This window comes from Streptomyces sp. NPDC107538, from assembly GCF_055657445.1.
This window is the reverse complement of the sequence record NZ_JBVKAY010000027.1, coordinates 27681-40728: the sequence shown is the minus strand read 5'-3', so window position 1 is coordinate 40728 and position 13048 is coordinate 27681. Positions and strand designations below refer to the sequence as shown.

Below are 13048 nucleotides of genomic sequence, written 5' to 3'. Positions count from 1 at the left end.
CTGCGCCCCGTGCTTTTCGGCCCGAAAGTGGGGCAGGCCCGTCAGGGCCTGCGGCACTTTCAGGGGCGCGGGGAACTGCGCGAGAAGCCCCACCCACCCGCACCCGACGACGAACCCGACGTCCCGGTCAGTCCTCCGGCGCGTAATACCAGAGCTGGACCTCGGTCAGGTTGCAGCGGCCGTTGTGGGTGTCGTGGAGGCGGAGGAGGGGGTACGACGCCGTGGCCGGCAGGGCCGCCTCGTACCAGGCGCCGTCTGTCGTCACACCGATCGTGTGGAGGTCCGTCCAGGTCGCTCCCCCGTCAGTGGAACCCCGCAGCACAGTCCCCGTGGCCCGGGTCGCGAACCCGGCGCGTGGCAGGACACGCAGTTTGTCCACCCGCAGCGTGCCACCGGCACCCGCGTCGATGTCGATCCAGCTGTCCGCCGCGAGCGTGTCCGTGTACGTGGCGGTGTCGCCGTCGAAGGCCCGCCACCCGTTGGCGGCCTGGGTGCCGGTGCCGGGCCAGGCGATGGTCGAGGCCTTCACCATCGCGGCGGTGACCTCGCTGCGGCGCAGCAGGGTCTCCCGGGAGACGAGCAGCTCGTACGCCGCGTACACCGCGTCGATCCGGGCGTCCTCGTCCTTCCCGGTCGCCGCCTCCACCCGGTCCAGCTCGGCCGTGAAGGCCGCGTGGCTCTTCTTCGTCCACGCTGCCGGGTCGGTCGCCCGGGCGCGGGCGAGGACGTCGGCGAAGGTCTCGGCGACGGCGGTGGCGGGCGCGGAGACCCGGGTGCCGCCGTCCGCCAGGGCCGCCGTGACCCGGTACCGCCGCCTGCCGTGCCGCAGCCCCTTGTCGTCGTGCGCGTAGGACCGGAGGCCGCCGGCGAGCACCACCCAGCCATCACCGCCGTCACCATCACCGCCGTCGCCGTCCGTGGCGCGCTCCACCGTGAACGTGACCGCGCCCTCCGGCTTGTTCCAGCGGACGGTGACCGTGTCGCCGTCCCGCTCCAGGGCGACGAGGACGGAACCGTTGCCGAGCGGGTCCACCTCGGCCTTCGCGAAGTCGGCGTCGCCCGTGGCCGCGACGCCCGCGTGGACGGCGTACGGGAAGGGGGCGAACAGGCTCGCGACCGTCACCCAGGTGCGGCCGTCCGTCGAGACCTGGCCGTGGACGCGGTGGGTGCTGAGGTCGCGGATGAGCCGGAGCCACGGGGTCGCGGCCAGGGTGCGGCCGTCGAGCGGCCGGGTCACCGGGGAGCGGACGTCGTCCTGCCAGTCGTGGCGGCTGTCCCGGGTGCGGGTGTGGAGGACGAGGCGGCCGTCGGCGTCCGCGCCGAAGTAGACGTGGCGGGTGTCGGCGGTGAGACGGTCGCGGAGCATCAGGCCGGTCAGGGGGCCGCGTGCGGTGTCGACGCGGGCCGTGAGGGTGAAGCCGCCCGCCGCCGGACGGCTCACGAAGTGCAGCTCGTCCTCGATGCCCCGGGACAGGACCCGGTAGTCGTCCCCCTCGCCGAGGCCGTCGCCACGGGCGCCCAGGACACGGACGGAGGAGCCGCGCACGAGCGCGCTGCCCTTGCGGGCGTGGTGCAGGGCGTCGTCGCGCCAGCCGGTCCGCCGCAGCCCTGCCGACACGGACGGCCGCACCCGCGTCTCGACGGTGTGCGAGGCCGCGCCGCGGCCGACCGGGTTCACGGCCGTGACCGTGTAGAAGTACGTCTCGCCGGAGCGCGCGGAGTCGTCCGTGAAGTGCCGGCCCTTCTCCTTCGCGGCGAGCAGCTTGTACGGGCCCCGCCGTCGCGTCGCCCGGCGCACCTCGTAGTGCGCGGCGCCCGCCGTGGTCTGCCAGGTGACCATCACCGAGTCGTCGCCGGGCAGGGTGTGGACGAAGTCGACGTGGGAGGGCGGGAGTTGGGCCGTCTCCTCCGACTCCAGGCGCAGCACCAGACCGGTCTTCGGCGGTACGGTCACCTTGCCGTCCCGGACCGGAAGCTTCCGACCGCTGACCATATCGAGGACGCCCGAGCCCGCGTCCGGCACCGCCACCTCGTAGGTGTGCTCGTTGCCGTACGCCTTCCGGGTCGTGTTGAAGACGAAGAGGTAGCGGCCGTAGCGGGCCGTGAGGAGGTCCGGGTAGCCGGAGTACGCGTGGTCGGCCTCGAAGTTCTCGCGGTGAACCGTGCCCACGCCGGGCTGGAGGGTGATCGGGGCGATCTCGCCGGCGAGGGCCTGGAGGGCGGTGCCGTCGCCGGTCTGCTGGTCCTCCATGAAGTCGACGTCGATGTTGTCCATCCGGGCCCAGTAGTCCTCGTACCGGAAGAGCCCCTCGGTGTGGATCTGGACGATGTGGTCGCGGTCGGGGTGCCGTACGTGGAGGCGGCCGTTGCGGGCGAAACCGCGCTGGCGTTCGTTGAGATGGGCCCAGAGGTGGGTGTCGCCGTCGCGGAGCGAGACGAACATGCAGTCCACGTCGACCCAGGCGAAGCGCTCGTAGTCGGCGGTGCGGACGCCGAGCGCGGTGAGTTCGGCGGGGGTGTAGTAGGCGAAGTCGGTGTGCGGGTGGACGATGCCGGTCGGGGGCTGGGTCTTCAACCAGGCCCAGGTCTCGCCGAGTTCGAGGTCGTACTTGTTCTTCGACTTCACCGAGGAGAAGGTGCCGAAGTACTGGTGGTCCGCGATCTGCTGCTGGGCGAAGCCCACGGCCTCCCGGGCGTGTTCACGGGTCCGCGTCCACTTCTCGCCCGCGTACCGCTCGGGGTGCTCGGCGATGTGGTGGGCGAGGGAGACGTAGTGGAGGAGCTTGCCCTCCGAGATGCGCAGGACATAGCCGGGGAAACCGGGGAAGTTGGTGTTGCGCTCGTCGATGACCATCTCCATGCGCATGGTGCGCTTGAGATTGTCGTCGAGGTCGGTCATCCGGGCGTGTGAGCGGGCGTGCAGGTTGCGCAGCGCCAACTCCAGGATCCTGTCGTTGAGTTGTTCGTCGCCCGCGTGGCCCCGGGTGCGGTGGAACCATTCGGGGAGGTAGTTGGTGGCCTCGCCGTAGTTGGCGACGTAGCCGTTCTCGCGGGTGTGGCCGGCCTCGGTCATGGTCGTGAAGTGGGTGCCGAGGGGGAGGCGGCGGACGACGTCGCCGTTCTTGTCGAGCTTGGAGCGGGCCAGGCCCTTGATGACGTACTTGATGTAGTCGTCGGTCCAGCGGGCCGTGGTGTCGTGCTGGAAGAGGGAGTGGAAGAGGTCGAGGTCCTGGCCGTCCGGGCCGACCAGCACCTCCTCGCCGAGGAAGGGTTCCCAGCCGAGGGCCTCGCCGACGATGCGGTGGCTGCGCGCCCGGCCCTCGTAGAACGGCGAGCCGATCACCCGGAGTCCCTCGTGGGCCTCCCAGGCGCCCTCGTACGTGTACATCACCTGGTTGTAGATGTAGGAGAGGCGGGAGCGGGCGTAGTCGAAGTTGGCCTTGAGGACGCGTTCCCAGGCGGCGCGGCGGGTGAGGGGGCCGCCGTCCCGGTCGACGTCCTTCAGGGATGTCGCGCCCTCCGACGTGCCGGTGACGAACGGCTCGTCGAGGAAGGAGTCGAAGGCTTCGCGGCCGTAGACATCGTTGTCGGCGATGACGTTCTCGACCAGGTACAGCGCCTGGCCGAGGGCTCCGTAGTAGCCGCCCCAGTCGCCCTGGTGGCCGCCCCAGGCGAGGAGTCTGGTGTTGCCGTAGTAGTCCTTGGTGTGGTTGTCGACGCACTTGAAGACCCGCAGCAGTGCCGCCTTCCGCTCGGCGGGAGTGGTCGCCGGGCACCAGGAAGCGCGGGCCAGCGCGCCCGCGTAGAAGAACAGCTCCTCGACGTACCGGACGATCGACAGCCTGCCGTCGGCGGCCGAATCCACCTTCGCGGAAAGGGAGTTGAAGAGCTTCACCTGATCGGCGACATAGCCGTCGACGAGGGCCTGCTTCGCCGTGTCGTCGAGGGCGGCGACCGTGGCGGTGGGCGGGGTGAAGTCGGCCCGCGGGTCGTCGTCGGGCAGGGCGAGGTGGGTGCCGGTGTGGGTGTAGGCGCGGTAGTAGCCGCGGGAGTCGGCGGTCACCTTGGCGGAGAAGGCGTTGTCGTACGTCCGCAGGGTGATCTCGGCGCGGGTGCGGCCCCGGGTGTGTTCCAGCGGCAGCATGATCGTGGCGTAGAAGAAGCGGCCGGGGAGCGGGCGGCTGGTGCCGGTGTTCAGGGCCTCGTAGTCGCCGGAGCGGCGGTAACCGATCTGCTCGCCGTTGATGTACGCGATCGTCTTGTACGAGGAGGTGTCGCCGCCCCAGAACTTCACGGTCAGGTGGTTCTGGTGGACCGGGTCGACGGCGAGGGTGAAGCGGAGGTCGCCGCCCTTGATGCCGGGGGTGGCGAGGGGTTTGGCGACGCGTGCCCTGTCCCCCGCGTTGCCGTCGACGGGCTCGGTGTCCGGGCCGTGGAAGTCGTGGGCCGTCTCGGAGTCGGGGTTCCCGAAGTCGATGACGTCGAGCCGTCCGGCGCCCTCCGCCGCCGCGTCGGCCTCGGCGGCGGTCGCGGCTTCGGCGGCGACCGCCGGGGTGGCCGGGGTCAGGCCGCCGGTCAGGGCGAGCGTGCCGGTGCCGACCGCTGCCGTGGTCAGGACGGATCTTCTGGAGACGGGCATGCGGAATCCTCCCGGCCGGGTGCCTCGACGGAGACCGGCGATAGAAAACGGTCTCTGTGGAAGCTAGAGGGCGCTTGCCCAGGTCGACAAGATGTCGGTGGCCAGAAAGAATTTCGATCCGCCGGGGAAAACAGATAACGGTTGCCGTGCGACGAGCACCGCACGGCAACCACGCGGAGTCCGCGACTCAGAGGCTCAAGTGCGCTGTTTCGGGGGCCTCTTGGCCTGTTTCCTGGCGTGCTTGTGCGCCTGCCACAGCTCGGTGGCCCGCTCGCACTGGACCTGTCCGTAGCCGCAGTCGGCACAGCCGGTCATATGGTCGATGAACAGGCCGTACTCCGTCTCGCCGGGCAGGTGGTCCGGGACCACGAGCGGGCGCGGCCGGTAGGGAGCGGGCCGCCGCTCCTGCTCGTCCCCGCTCACGGCTTCCTCCGGCTTACGGGGCGGCGGCTGGTGGTGGCCGCGGATCCGGACGTTGCAGTCCGACACGCCGGACAGGTCGCCCCGGGCCCTGGCCTCGGCTCTCCGGCGGGCCAGCGCGGCGCACACGTCGCAGTCCGACGGCGGCACCGGCTCGTCGGGCGGCAGCCCGAGGAAGGGCGGCGGATCCATCGTGGTGCGGGGGTCGGTCAAAGTGGGCTCCAAGGACGGAGTGGTGCGTACCGTCACATCGTGCCGGTCCGGCAAGGCCCTGGCGTTGACCGACTGTCAACACCCGGGTCCTTGACCGGCGTTGCCCGAACCGCTACACGCCGCACCAGTTCGCGAACTCCAGCAGCTCCCCCGGCGCCTTCGCCCGCGCCCGCAGCAGGGTCGCCACCGTCTCGTGGACGCCCGGGTGGTAGCGGGTCTGCTGCGGCGCCACCTTGCGGGCCCGGGCCAGCGAGGCGAACGCGTCGCCGTGCTTCGCCGTCCAGGTCTCCGCGCGGGCCCGGTCCACCCAGTAGTGGCCGGCGCGGGCCTCCGGGTAGTCGTCGGGGAGGCGGACCTTGCGGGCCTTCTCCAGGGCGCGGGCGTGGCGGTCGCGGTCGCTGGACGCCGACATGCTGTGGATGACGACATTGACCGGGCCGAACACGAGCCCGTAGTCACGGGTCTCGCCCGTCTCCTCGGCGATCTCCCCGGCGGCCGCCAGCCAGTCGTCCGCCCCTCTGACATCTCCCTGGCGGCTGGAGAGGATCGCACCCTTGAGGTGCAGGGCGCCGCGCACGGCTTTCGTGGCCTGTTCGCCGTCGTCGTCCAGGTCCTTGAGCGCCTGCCGGACCAGGAGCACCCCCCGGTCATGGCGTGCGGCGTCCGCCATCAGCTGGGCGCGGTCCCACCTCTCGATGGCGACCTGCCGGGGATCGCCGGACCGGGGAGCCGCGACGGCCATCCGGGACAGGGCCAGCCGGGCGAGATCCAGGAAGCCGATCTGACGGCCGACCACGTACACCGTGCGGCACAGTTCCGCCTGGAGCCACGCGGCCTGCTCCAAGGCATGCCCCGGACGCTGGGTGAGGACATGGGCGTTGGCCTCGGCGAGCAGCGCCGGGAGTTCGTGCGCGATCTCGATGTACTCGGCGCGGGCACGCTGTCGCTCCAGCCCGGCCACCGTGTCCCGCAGTTCGGCGAGCGTCCGGGGCGGTGGGTCGCCCTCGCCGAGCGGGATGTCCCAGTCGTCCAGGGCTGTACTGATCGGCGTGGTCAGCCGGTCCAGCTGGTCGGCCTGGAGCTGGTGGATGTAGGGCTGCCCGTGCAGGACCGAGATGCTGACGGACAGGGCGCGGGCGACGGCGGAGACGATGGCCGGACTGGCCTGCCGCTCACCGTTGATGATGCGCGAGAGCATCGACGGGGAGACACTGGCGCGTCGCCCGAGTTCTCTGAGGGAGTAGCCGCGCAGGGCGCTCACTTCCTCGATCCGCGCTCCGATTCCCCCGGTCTCCCGACGAGTTGGGTGTGGCATGCCGAACTCCGTTCTGACCTGGACACTCAGTACGGTACGCCGATCGCCCCTCACGGACAGTCCGGATAAGTGGGACTACCGAACTCCCTACGTATTTCCGCGCCGGCCCCGGAGGGCGCGTGACCCATGGGTCGTCCGGGTCAGTAGGTTCCCGGCATGACACCTGGAGCACCTCTGTCGGCGGACGCCGACGGCCGCTGGCGTGAGCAGCTGACCGGCGCGTTCGAGATTCTGCTGGACCGGCCGCTGTCGTCCTTCGACCCGGACGCGGAGTACGCGGCGTACTTCGACGGCAACCTTCTCTACGAGTTCGGGCTGAGCCGGCTCGCGGCGTGGGCGAACCCGCAAGCCCTGCGCGGGGCCGAACCGGTCGTCTGGGAGTACTCCCCGTTCGACGACGGCGAGCATCTGCTGACGTTCGACGCGAGCCGTTCCCTCTTCGAGATCGACAGGTCAGGGCTGTCCCCGGCCCTCGCCCGCGACCTGGAGCGGGCGTGCTTCGCGCGCAGCCTCGTCCGGGGCGCGGATCTGGCCCCGGTGCTGGAGCGGCACGGCATCGGTCTCACCGGTGCCGAACTGCGCGACAAGTGGGGGGTCGCCGCTCCGCGCCTCGCTTCGGACGGCACGCTGTTCGACGCGATGCGGGTGGCGCTGTGTCTCGGGCGCGGGCCGGGGAGCACGATTCCGTTCGAGGCCGAGGCCGAGAAGGAGTGGGCGGATGCCCTGGCCGTGCTGCCGGATGCCGGACTCCGGGACCATCTGAGCTACTTCTGCAGCGAGCAGGACGGGCTCTGGTACGCCAGGAACGACACGGACGGGTTCCGGCTCGCGGGCGACGGCTGCACGCTGATCGCCAAGTGGGAGGAGGGGAACGGGCAGGTCGAGTTCACGGTCGCCCGGCTCGGTGACCTCGTCGCCGGACCATCGCGCGCCTCCTGACGGTCCCCCGCCCGCGCCCGCGCCCGCGCACACCCGGGGGCCCGTTCACGCCGTCCGCTCCAGCACCCCCCGGTCCAGGGCGTACGCCAACTCCTCCCCGGCGGCCAGCCGTTCCGCCTCCTCGGTGACCGCGAGGCCGAGGCGGGCGACCTCGTTGCCCTGGGAGCCGGCCAGGTGGGGGGTGACGAAGGCGTTCGGGAGGTCGAGGAGGGGCGAGTCGGCGGGCAGGGGTTCCGGGTCGGTGACGTCGAGGATCGCGGAGAGGCGCCCGGCGCGCAGTTCGTCGACGAGCGCGTCGTGGTCGACGAGGGCGCCGCGCGCGGTGTTGATCAGGGCGGCCCCGTCGGGCATCAGGGCGAGGGCGCGGCGGTCGATCAGGTGGTGCGTCTCGGGGGTGTCGGGGGCGTGCACGGTGACGATGTCCGAGGTGCGCAGCAGGTCGTCGAGCGGGAGCAGGGGGACGCCGAGGGCGGCGGCCCCGGCTTCGTCGACGTAGGGGTCGGTGAGGCTCACCCGCAGGTCGAAGGGGCGGAGCAGTTCGATGACGCGGCGGCCGATGCGGGAGGCGCCGATGACGCCGACGCGGCGGCCGTGGTTGCCGATGCCGGGGACGAACCCCCAGCCCGGCGAGACGCGTTCGGCGCGCAGGTGTTCGCGGCGGACGAGCAGGTCCTTGCCCGCGAGAAGGATCATGGCGAGCGTGTACTCGGCCACCGGCAGGGCGTTGGCGGCGGCGGCCGTGGAGACGGTGATCCCGCGTTCCCAGACGGCGGGGGCGACGAAGCCCTTCACCGAGCCCGCCGAGTGCAGCACGGCGCGGAGCTTCGGGGCCGCGTCGAGGACCGCCGCGTCGATACGGGGGCAGCCCCAGCCGGTGACCAGGATCTCGGCCTCGGCCAGCGCCTCCCGGACCCGGGGGTCGGTGAAGTCCTCGGCGATCAGGGCGGGATCGAGGTCCACGGTCGCGCGCAGCCGGGCCAGCACCTCCGGCGGGAAGACCTGCGGAACGTTCTCGGCCGTCATGGCGAACAGTGCGCGGGGACGTTCGGGCAAGGAAGGGCCTTCCGGCTGGGCACGAACAAGGGCGAGGCCAGGCGATAGTAAGCGGTCTCTACGGTAGGCAGGCGCTCGCCGGGAGGTCAATGAACCGGGCGGCACCCGGGGCGGGGAGGATGGCCCTCGACGGCTACGGCTCGCGCATCGTGGAGGACATCAGGCATGACGACCGAGACCATCACCAACTGGGCCGGGAACATCACGTACACCGCGAAGGAGTTGCACCGGCCGGCCTCCGTCGACGCGCTGCGGGCCCTGGTCGCGGGGAGCGAGCGGGTGCGGGTGCTGGGCAGCGGGCACTCGTTCAACGAGATCGCGGAGCCCGGCCCGGAGGGGGTGCTCCTGTCCCTGACGGGGCTGCCGCCGGAGATCGCGGTGGACACGGCGGCCCGTACGGTACGGGTCGGGGGCGGGGTGCGGTACGCGGAGCTGGCCCGCGCGGTGCACGCCCACGGTCTCGCCCTGCACAACATGGCCTCCCTGCCGCACATCTCGGTGGCCGGGTCGGTCGCCACCGGCACCCATGGCTCGGGCGTCGGGAACGGTCCGCTGGCGGCGGCCGTGCGCGAGGTCGAGCTGGTCACGGCGGACGGGACGACGCTGACGCTCGCGCGCGGCGACGACCGGTTCGGCGCGGCGGTCACCTCGCTCGGGGCGCTCGGTGTGGTCACCGCGCTCACCCTCGACCTGGAGCCCGCCTTCGAGGTGGGCCAGCGGGTCTTCGGTGAACTCCCGCTGGCGGGGCTGGACTTCGAGGCGGTGTCGGCGGCGGCGTACAGCGTGAGCCTCTTCACGCGCTGGCGGCACTCCGGTTTCGACCAGGTGTGGGTCAAGCGGCGGACGGACCGGCCGGAGGCGGACTTTCCGTGGGCCGCGCCCGCGACCGAGGCGATGCATCCGGTGCCGGGGATGCCCGCGGTGAACTGCACCGAGCAGTTCGGGGTGCCCGGGCCGTGGCACGAGCGGCTGCCGCACTTCCGGGCCGAGTTCACGCCCAGCAGCGGGGAGGAGCTGCAGTCGGAGTATCTGCTGCCGCGTACGTTCGCCGGGGAGGCGCTGGACGCGCTCGACGGGATCCGGCATGTCGTCGCGCCGGTGCTCCAGGTCTGCGAGGTGCGGACGGTGGCCGCCGACGCGCAGTGGCTGAGCCCGGCGTACGGCCGGGACACGGTCGCGCTGCACTTCACCTGGATCGCGGACGCGGCGCCCGTCCTGCCGGTGGTGCGGCGAGTGGAGGAGGTCCTCACCCCCTTCGAGGCCCGGCCGCACTGGGGCAAGGTCTTCACGGTCCCGGCGGCCGAGCTGGGACGGCTGTACCCCCGCCTGGGCGATTTCCGACGGGTGGCCGACGCCCTGGACCCGGCGGGCAAGTTCCGCAACCCGTTCGTACGGGAGGCGCTCGGCGCCTGAGGCGGGCCGGTTCGCGGGGCTCTCGCCTGGTGGGTCGGGGCGTGGTCGGGGTCCGGCCATCGTGGGCGGTGGGGCGGGGGACTTCGTAAACCCCCTTTCCTAACCCCTTGTCGAAAGTCTCTCCGCGCCATAGCCTGGCGCGGCGCCGGGGCAACAGGCCTCGTCCTGGCCTGGAGGGATCGAGGGGATCATGTCGTCGGTGAAGCGCACCTCACGCGACATCCGCACCGCGAACCGCTACGAGGTGCTGCGCCAGATCATCGCCAAGTCTCCCACCTCCCGGCAGGAGCTCGCGGCGGCCACCGGGCTCAGTCTGGCCACGGTCGCCACCCTCGTCGGGGAGCTGCTCGACCTCCGCATGATCACCGAGGTCGGGTTCGAGGACTCGGCGGGGGGCCGCCCCCGTGGACTGGTGGCCGTCAACGCGTCGGGGGGCGCGTTGATCGGCGTCGACATCGCGGAGACGTACGTCCATGTCGAGCTGTTCGACCTGGCGCTGAACGTCCTGGCCCGCGCCGAGGAGGACGTCCGGGCGGGCGAGACGCTGCCCGAGCAGCTGGTCGGCCATGTCGCCGCCGCCGTCGGCTCGGTGGTGGCGCAGGCGGGTACCGAGGGCGCCCGGGTGCTGGGCGTCGGGGTGAGCGTGCCGGGGCAGGTCGACCGGGCCACCGGTATCTCGGAGTACGCACCCAACTGGGACTGGCACGACGTGCCCCTGCTGGACCTGCTGACCGAGCACATCGCCTACCCGCTGTACCTGGACAATCCGCTGCGCGCGGTCGCGGTGGCCGAGCTGTGGTTCGGCGCCGCCCGCGGGCGCGGGGACGCCGTGGTGGTCACCCTCGGCACGGGCGTGGGCGCCGGGCTGGTCCTGGACGGCGGGCTGCACCGGGGGGTGAGCAACAGCGCCGGCGAGTGGGGCCACACGACGATGGTGCTGGACGGCCGGCGGTGCCGGTGCGGCAACCACGGCTGCGTGGAGACGTATGTGGGCGCCGCCGGGATCATGCTGAATTTGCGGGAGCTGCATCCGGACAGCGCGCTGCTGCACCCCGAGGACCAGACCGCCACCATCGCCGCGCTCGCCCAGGGGGTGGCCCGGCGGGATCCGGAGGCGCTGGAGGTGGTGCGGGAGACCGCCCGCTATCTCGGCGCGGCCATCGCCGACCTGGTCAACCTGTTCAATCCCGAGGTCATCGTCCTCAGCAGCTGGGTCGCGGCGGCCCTCGGCGAGCCCCTGGTCGAGGAGGTGCGCGAGGCCGTCGCCCGGCACGCGCTGCCGCGGCCGAGGGCCGCCACCGAGATCGTGCTCTCCCAGATCCCCACGGACCCCGCGTGCCTGGGCGCGGCGACGTTCGCGCTGGAGGGCGCGCTGCAGTCGGTCGGGCAGAAACCGGGCAAACGCGCCGCCCCGGTCGCGGCCCCGGTCAAGTCCGCCGTACGCCATCGAGGGCGCTCCGAGGAGCGCGAGCGCCTGCATCCCCACCCCTGAGCCGGGGGCCGCCGGACCCTGACCCGGCGGCCCTCACCCACCCCTCACCCACCCGTCACCCCCCTCGCACCGCCCTGACCAACCCCTTTGCGCCGCCCGGACGTTCGGACCACCGAACCGAATACAACGCTTCGAACAGACTTCGTCCAACCCCTTGCCGAAGCCTTAGCCGAAGGTTAACGTCCCGCTCCGCAAGCCCCTTTGAGCCACTGAGCCAACTGGCACTGAGCCGCCGAGCCATGGGCGCAGAGCCGCAGCCGTACTCGAGACAAGGACGTCAGCATGTCGGCATTCAGGAACAGCAACTTCGACCGCCGTACCGCCCTGCGGGCCGCGCTGGGTCTGGCCGCCGCCGGCGGGCTGGCAGCGTGCGGCGGCAACACGGGCAGAAGCAGCAGCGGTGGGGGCGCGGGCCTCAACCAGTACTTCCACGCCTATGGCGAGGCGGGCACCGAGCAGGCCATCAAGCGGTACGCGAAGGCCTACAAGGAGTCCAACGTCACCACGCAGTGGATCACCGGCTCCAACTTCGAGAGCAAGCTGTTCGCCTCGCTGCTCACGGACAAGGCGCCCGACTGCTTCGAGTTCCACCCGCAGCTGCAGATGATCGAGAGCGGCCAGGTCGCGGACCTGACCGACCTGATAGACCCGGTGAAGGACGACTTCAACCAGGCCGACATCCAGTCGCACACGGTCGACGGCAAGATCTACGGCATCCGGATGATCGACGACCCGCAGTTCTTCTTCTACCGCAAGTCGCTGTTCGAGAAGGCCGGTGTCGAGGTCCCGCAGACGCTGGAGGAGCTGGCCGAAGCCGCCGCCAAGCTGACCACGGACAAGGTCAAGGGCGCCTACCTCGGCAACACCCTGCACTCGATGGTCAACCCGCTGATCTGGTCGGCCGGTGCCCAGCACCTCGACGACAAGAACCAGATCGCCTACCACACGGACGCGGTCGTCGACGGCTTCAAGCAGCTGCGCAAGCTGTTCACCAGCGGTGACCTGCTGCTCGACGCGCCGACCGACTTCTGGGACCCGTCGGCGCTCAACCAGGGCCTGACCGCGATGCAGTGGTGCGGCATGTGGGCGATGCCGCAGATGCAGGAGGCGCTCGGCGACGACCTCGGCATCTTCCCGTTCCCGAAGGTCGGCAGCGCCGGCAAGCAGTCCGTCTACAACGGCGGCTGGTCGATGTTCGTGAACGCCAAGGGCAAGAACCTCGAAGCCACCAAGGAGTACGTGAAGTGGCTGTGGATCGACCAGAAGGAGTACCAGGAGGACTGGGCGCTCTCCTACGGCTTCCACATCCCGCCGCGCACCTCGATCGCCGCCTCGGCCGAGAAGCTGAAGTCGGGTCTGCCCGCTGAGGGCGTGAAGCTCTTCAACGAGTTCGGCCACTTCGACAACATCGGCTGGACCCAGGCCAGCATCACGGCCCTGGAGGACGTCCTCGCCAACTCCGTGCGCAAGGGCGGCGACCCGGACAAGGAGCTGACCAAGGCCGACGCGAAGGTCAACAAGGAACTGAAGAAGCTCTTCGGATAGGCCGGCGGACAGGTACCCA

Annotated in this window: 8 protein-coding genes; 4 read left to right on the top strand and 4 right to left on the bottom strand. The window is 71.4% G+C overall.

The annotated features are described in order from the left end of the window. Positions 1-127 precede the first annotated feature (127 nt). The 3 genes from ACZ7MG_RS42930 to ACZ7MG_RS42920 all read right to left on the bottom strand — a co-directional run bounded on the left by ACZ7MG_RS42930 (position 128) and on the right by ACZ7MG_RS42920 (position 6587). On the bottom strand, positions 128-4639 hold the full coding sequence (locus ACZ7MG_RS42930; RefSeq protein WP_471384042.1) for a Tat pathway signal protein: 4512 nt from the start codon (positions 4637-4639) through the stop codon (positions 128-130). 195 nt (positions 4640-4834) lie between these two features. Then, complete coding sequence (locus ACZ7MG_RS42925; protein ID WP_471384044.1) at positions 4835-5272, bottom strand: hypothetical protein; 438 nt, start codon at positions 5270-5272, stop codon at positions 4835-4837. A 112-nt stretch (positions 5273-5384) separates the two neighbouring features. Continuing rightward, on the bottom strand, positions 5385-6587 hold the full coding sequence (locus tag ACZ7MG_RS42920; protein WP_471384047.1) for a helix-turn-helix domain-containing protein: 1203 nt from the start codon (positions 6585-6587) through the stop codon (positions 5385-5387). Between the two features lie 156 nt (positions 6588-6743). On the opposite strand from ACZ7MG_RS42920, the gene ACZ7MG_RS42915 reads away from it, so the two are divergent. Beyond that, positions 6744-7526, top strand: a complete 783-nt coding sequence (locus tag ACZ7MG_RS42915; RefSeq protein WP_471384049.1) for a hypothetical protein — start codon at positions 6744-6746, stop codon at positions 7524-7526. Between the two features lie 45 nt (positions 7527-7571). On the opposite strand, the gene ACZ7MG_RS42910 is transcribed toward ACZ7MG_RS42915, so the two are convergent. Continuing rightward, the gene (locus ACZ7MG_RS42910) at positions 7572-8579 is read right to left on the bottom strand and encodes a hydroxyacid dehydrogenase (protein ID WP_471384051.1); all 1008 of its coding nucleotides are present in this window, start codon (positions 8577-8579) and stop codon (positions 7572-7574) included. A gap of 165 nt (positions 8580-8744) precedes the next feature. Here ACZ7MG_RS42910 and ACZ7MG_RS42905 point away from each other — a divergent pair, with 165 nt between their 5' ends. The 3 genes from ACZ7MG_RS42905 to ACZ7MG_RS42895 all read left to right on the top strand — a co-directional run bounded on the left by ACZ7MG_RS42905 (position 8745) and on the right by ACZ7MG_RS42895 (position 13029). Next, positions 8745-9992 carry an FAD-binding protein gene (locus ACZ7MG_RS42905; protein ID WP_471384054.1) on the top strand — a complete coding sequence of 416 codons (1248 nt, stop codon included), beginning with the start codon at positions 8745-8747 and terminating at the stop codon, positions 9990-9992. A 190-nt stretch (positions 9993-10182) separates the two neighbouring features. After that, positions 10183-11484 carry an ROK family transcriptional regulator gene (locus tag ACZ7MG_RS42900; RefSeq protein ID WP_471384056.1) on the top strand — a complete coding sequence of 434 codons (1302 nt, stop codon included), beginning with the start codon at positions 10183-10185 and terminating at the stop codon, positions 11482-11484. 282 nt (positions 11485-11766) lie between these two features. Then, positions 11767-13029, top strand: a complete 1263-nt coding sequence (locus ACZ7MG_RS42895; RefSeq protein ID WP_471384059.1) for an ABC transporter substrate-binding protein — start codon at positions 11767-11769, stop codon at positions 13027-13029. The last annotated feature ends 19 nt before the right edge of the window (positions 13030-13048 follow it).

What these genes read in the sequence shown, in the direction of transcription:
- ACZ7MG_RS42920 (WP_471384047.1), bottom strand. Translation starts at nt 6,587, where the DNA reads ATGCCACACCCAACTCGTCGGGAGACCGGGGGAATCGGAGCGCGGATC.
- ACZ7MG_RS42930 (WP_471384042.1), bottom strand. Translation starts at nt 4,639, where the DNA reads ATGCCCGTCTCCAGAAGATCCGTCCTGACCACGGCAGCGGTCGGCACC.
- ACZ7MG_RS42900 (WP_471384056.1), top strand. Translation starts at nt 10,183, where the DNA reads ATGTCGTCGGTGAAGCGCACCTCACGCGACATCCGCACCGCGAACCGC.
- ACZ7MG_RS42905 (WP_471384054.1), top strand. Translation starts at nt 8,745, where the DNA reads ATGACGACCGAGACCATCACCAACTGGGCCGGGAACATCACGTACACC.
- ACZ7MG_RS42915 (WP_471384049.1), top strand. Translation starts at nt 6,744, where the DNA reads ATGACACCTGGAGCACCTCTGTCGGCGGACGCCGACGGCCGCTGGCGT.
- ACZ7MG_RS42895 (WP_471384059.1), top strand. Translation starts at nt 11,767, where the DNA reads ATGTCGGCATTCAGGAACAGCAACTTCGACCGCCGTACCGCCCTGCGG.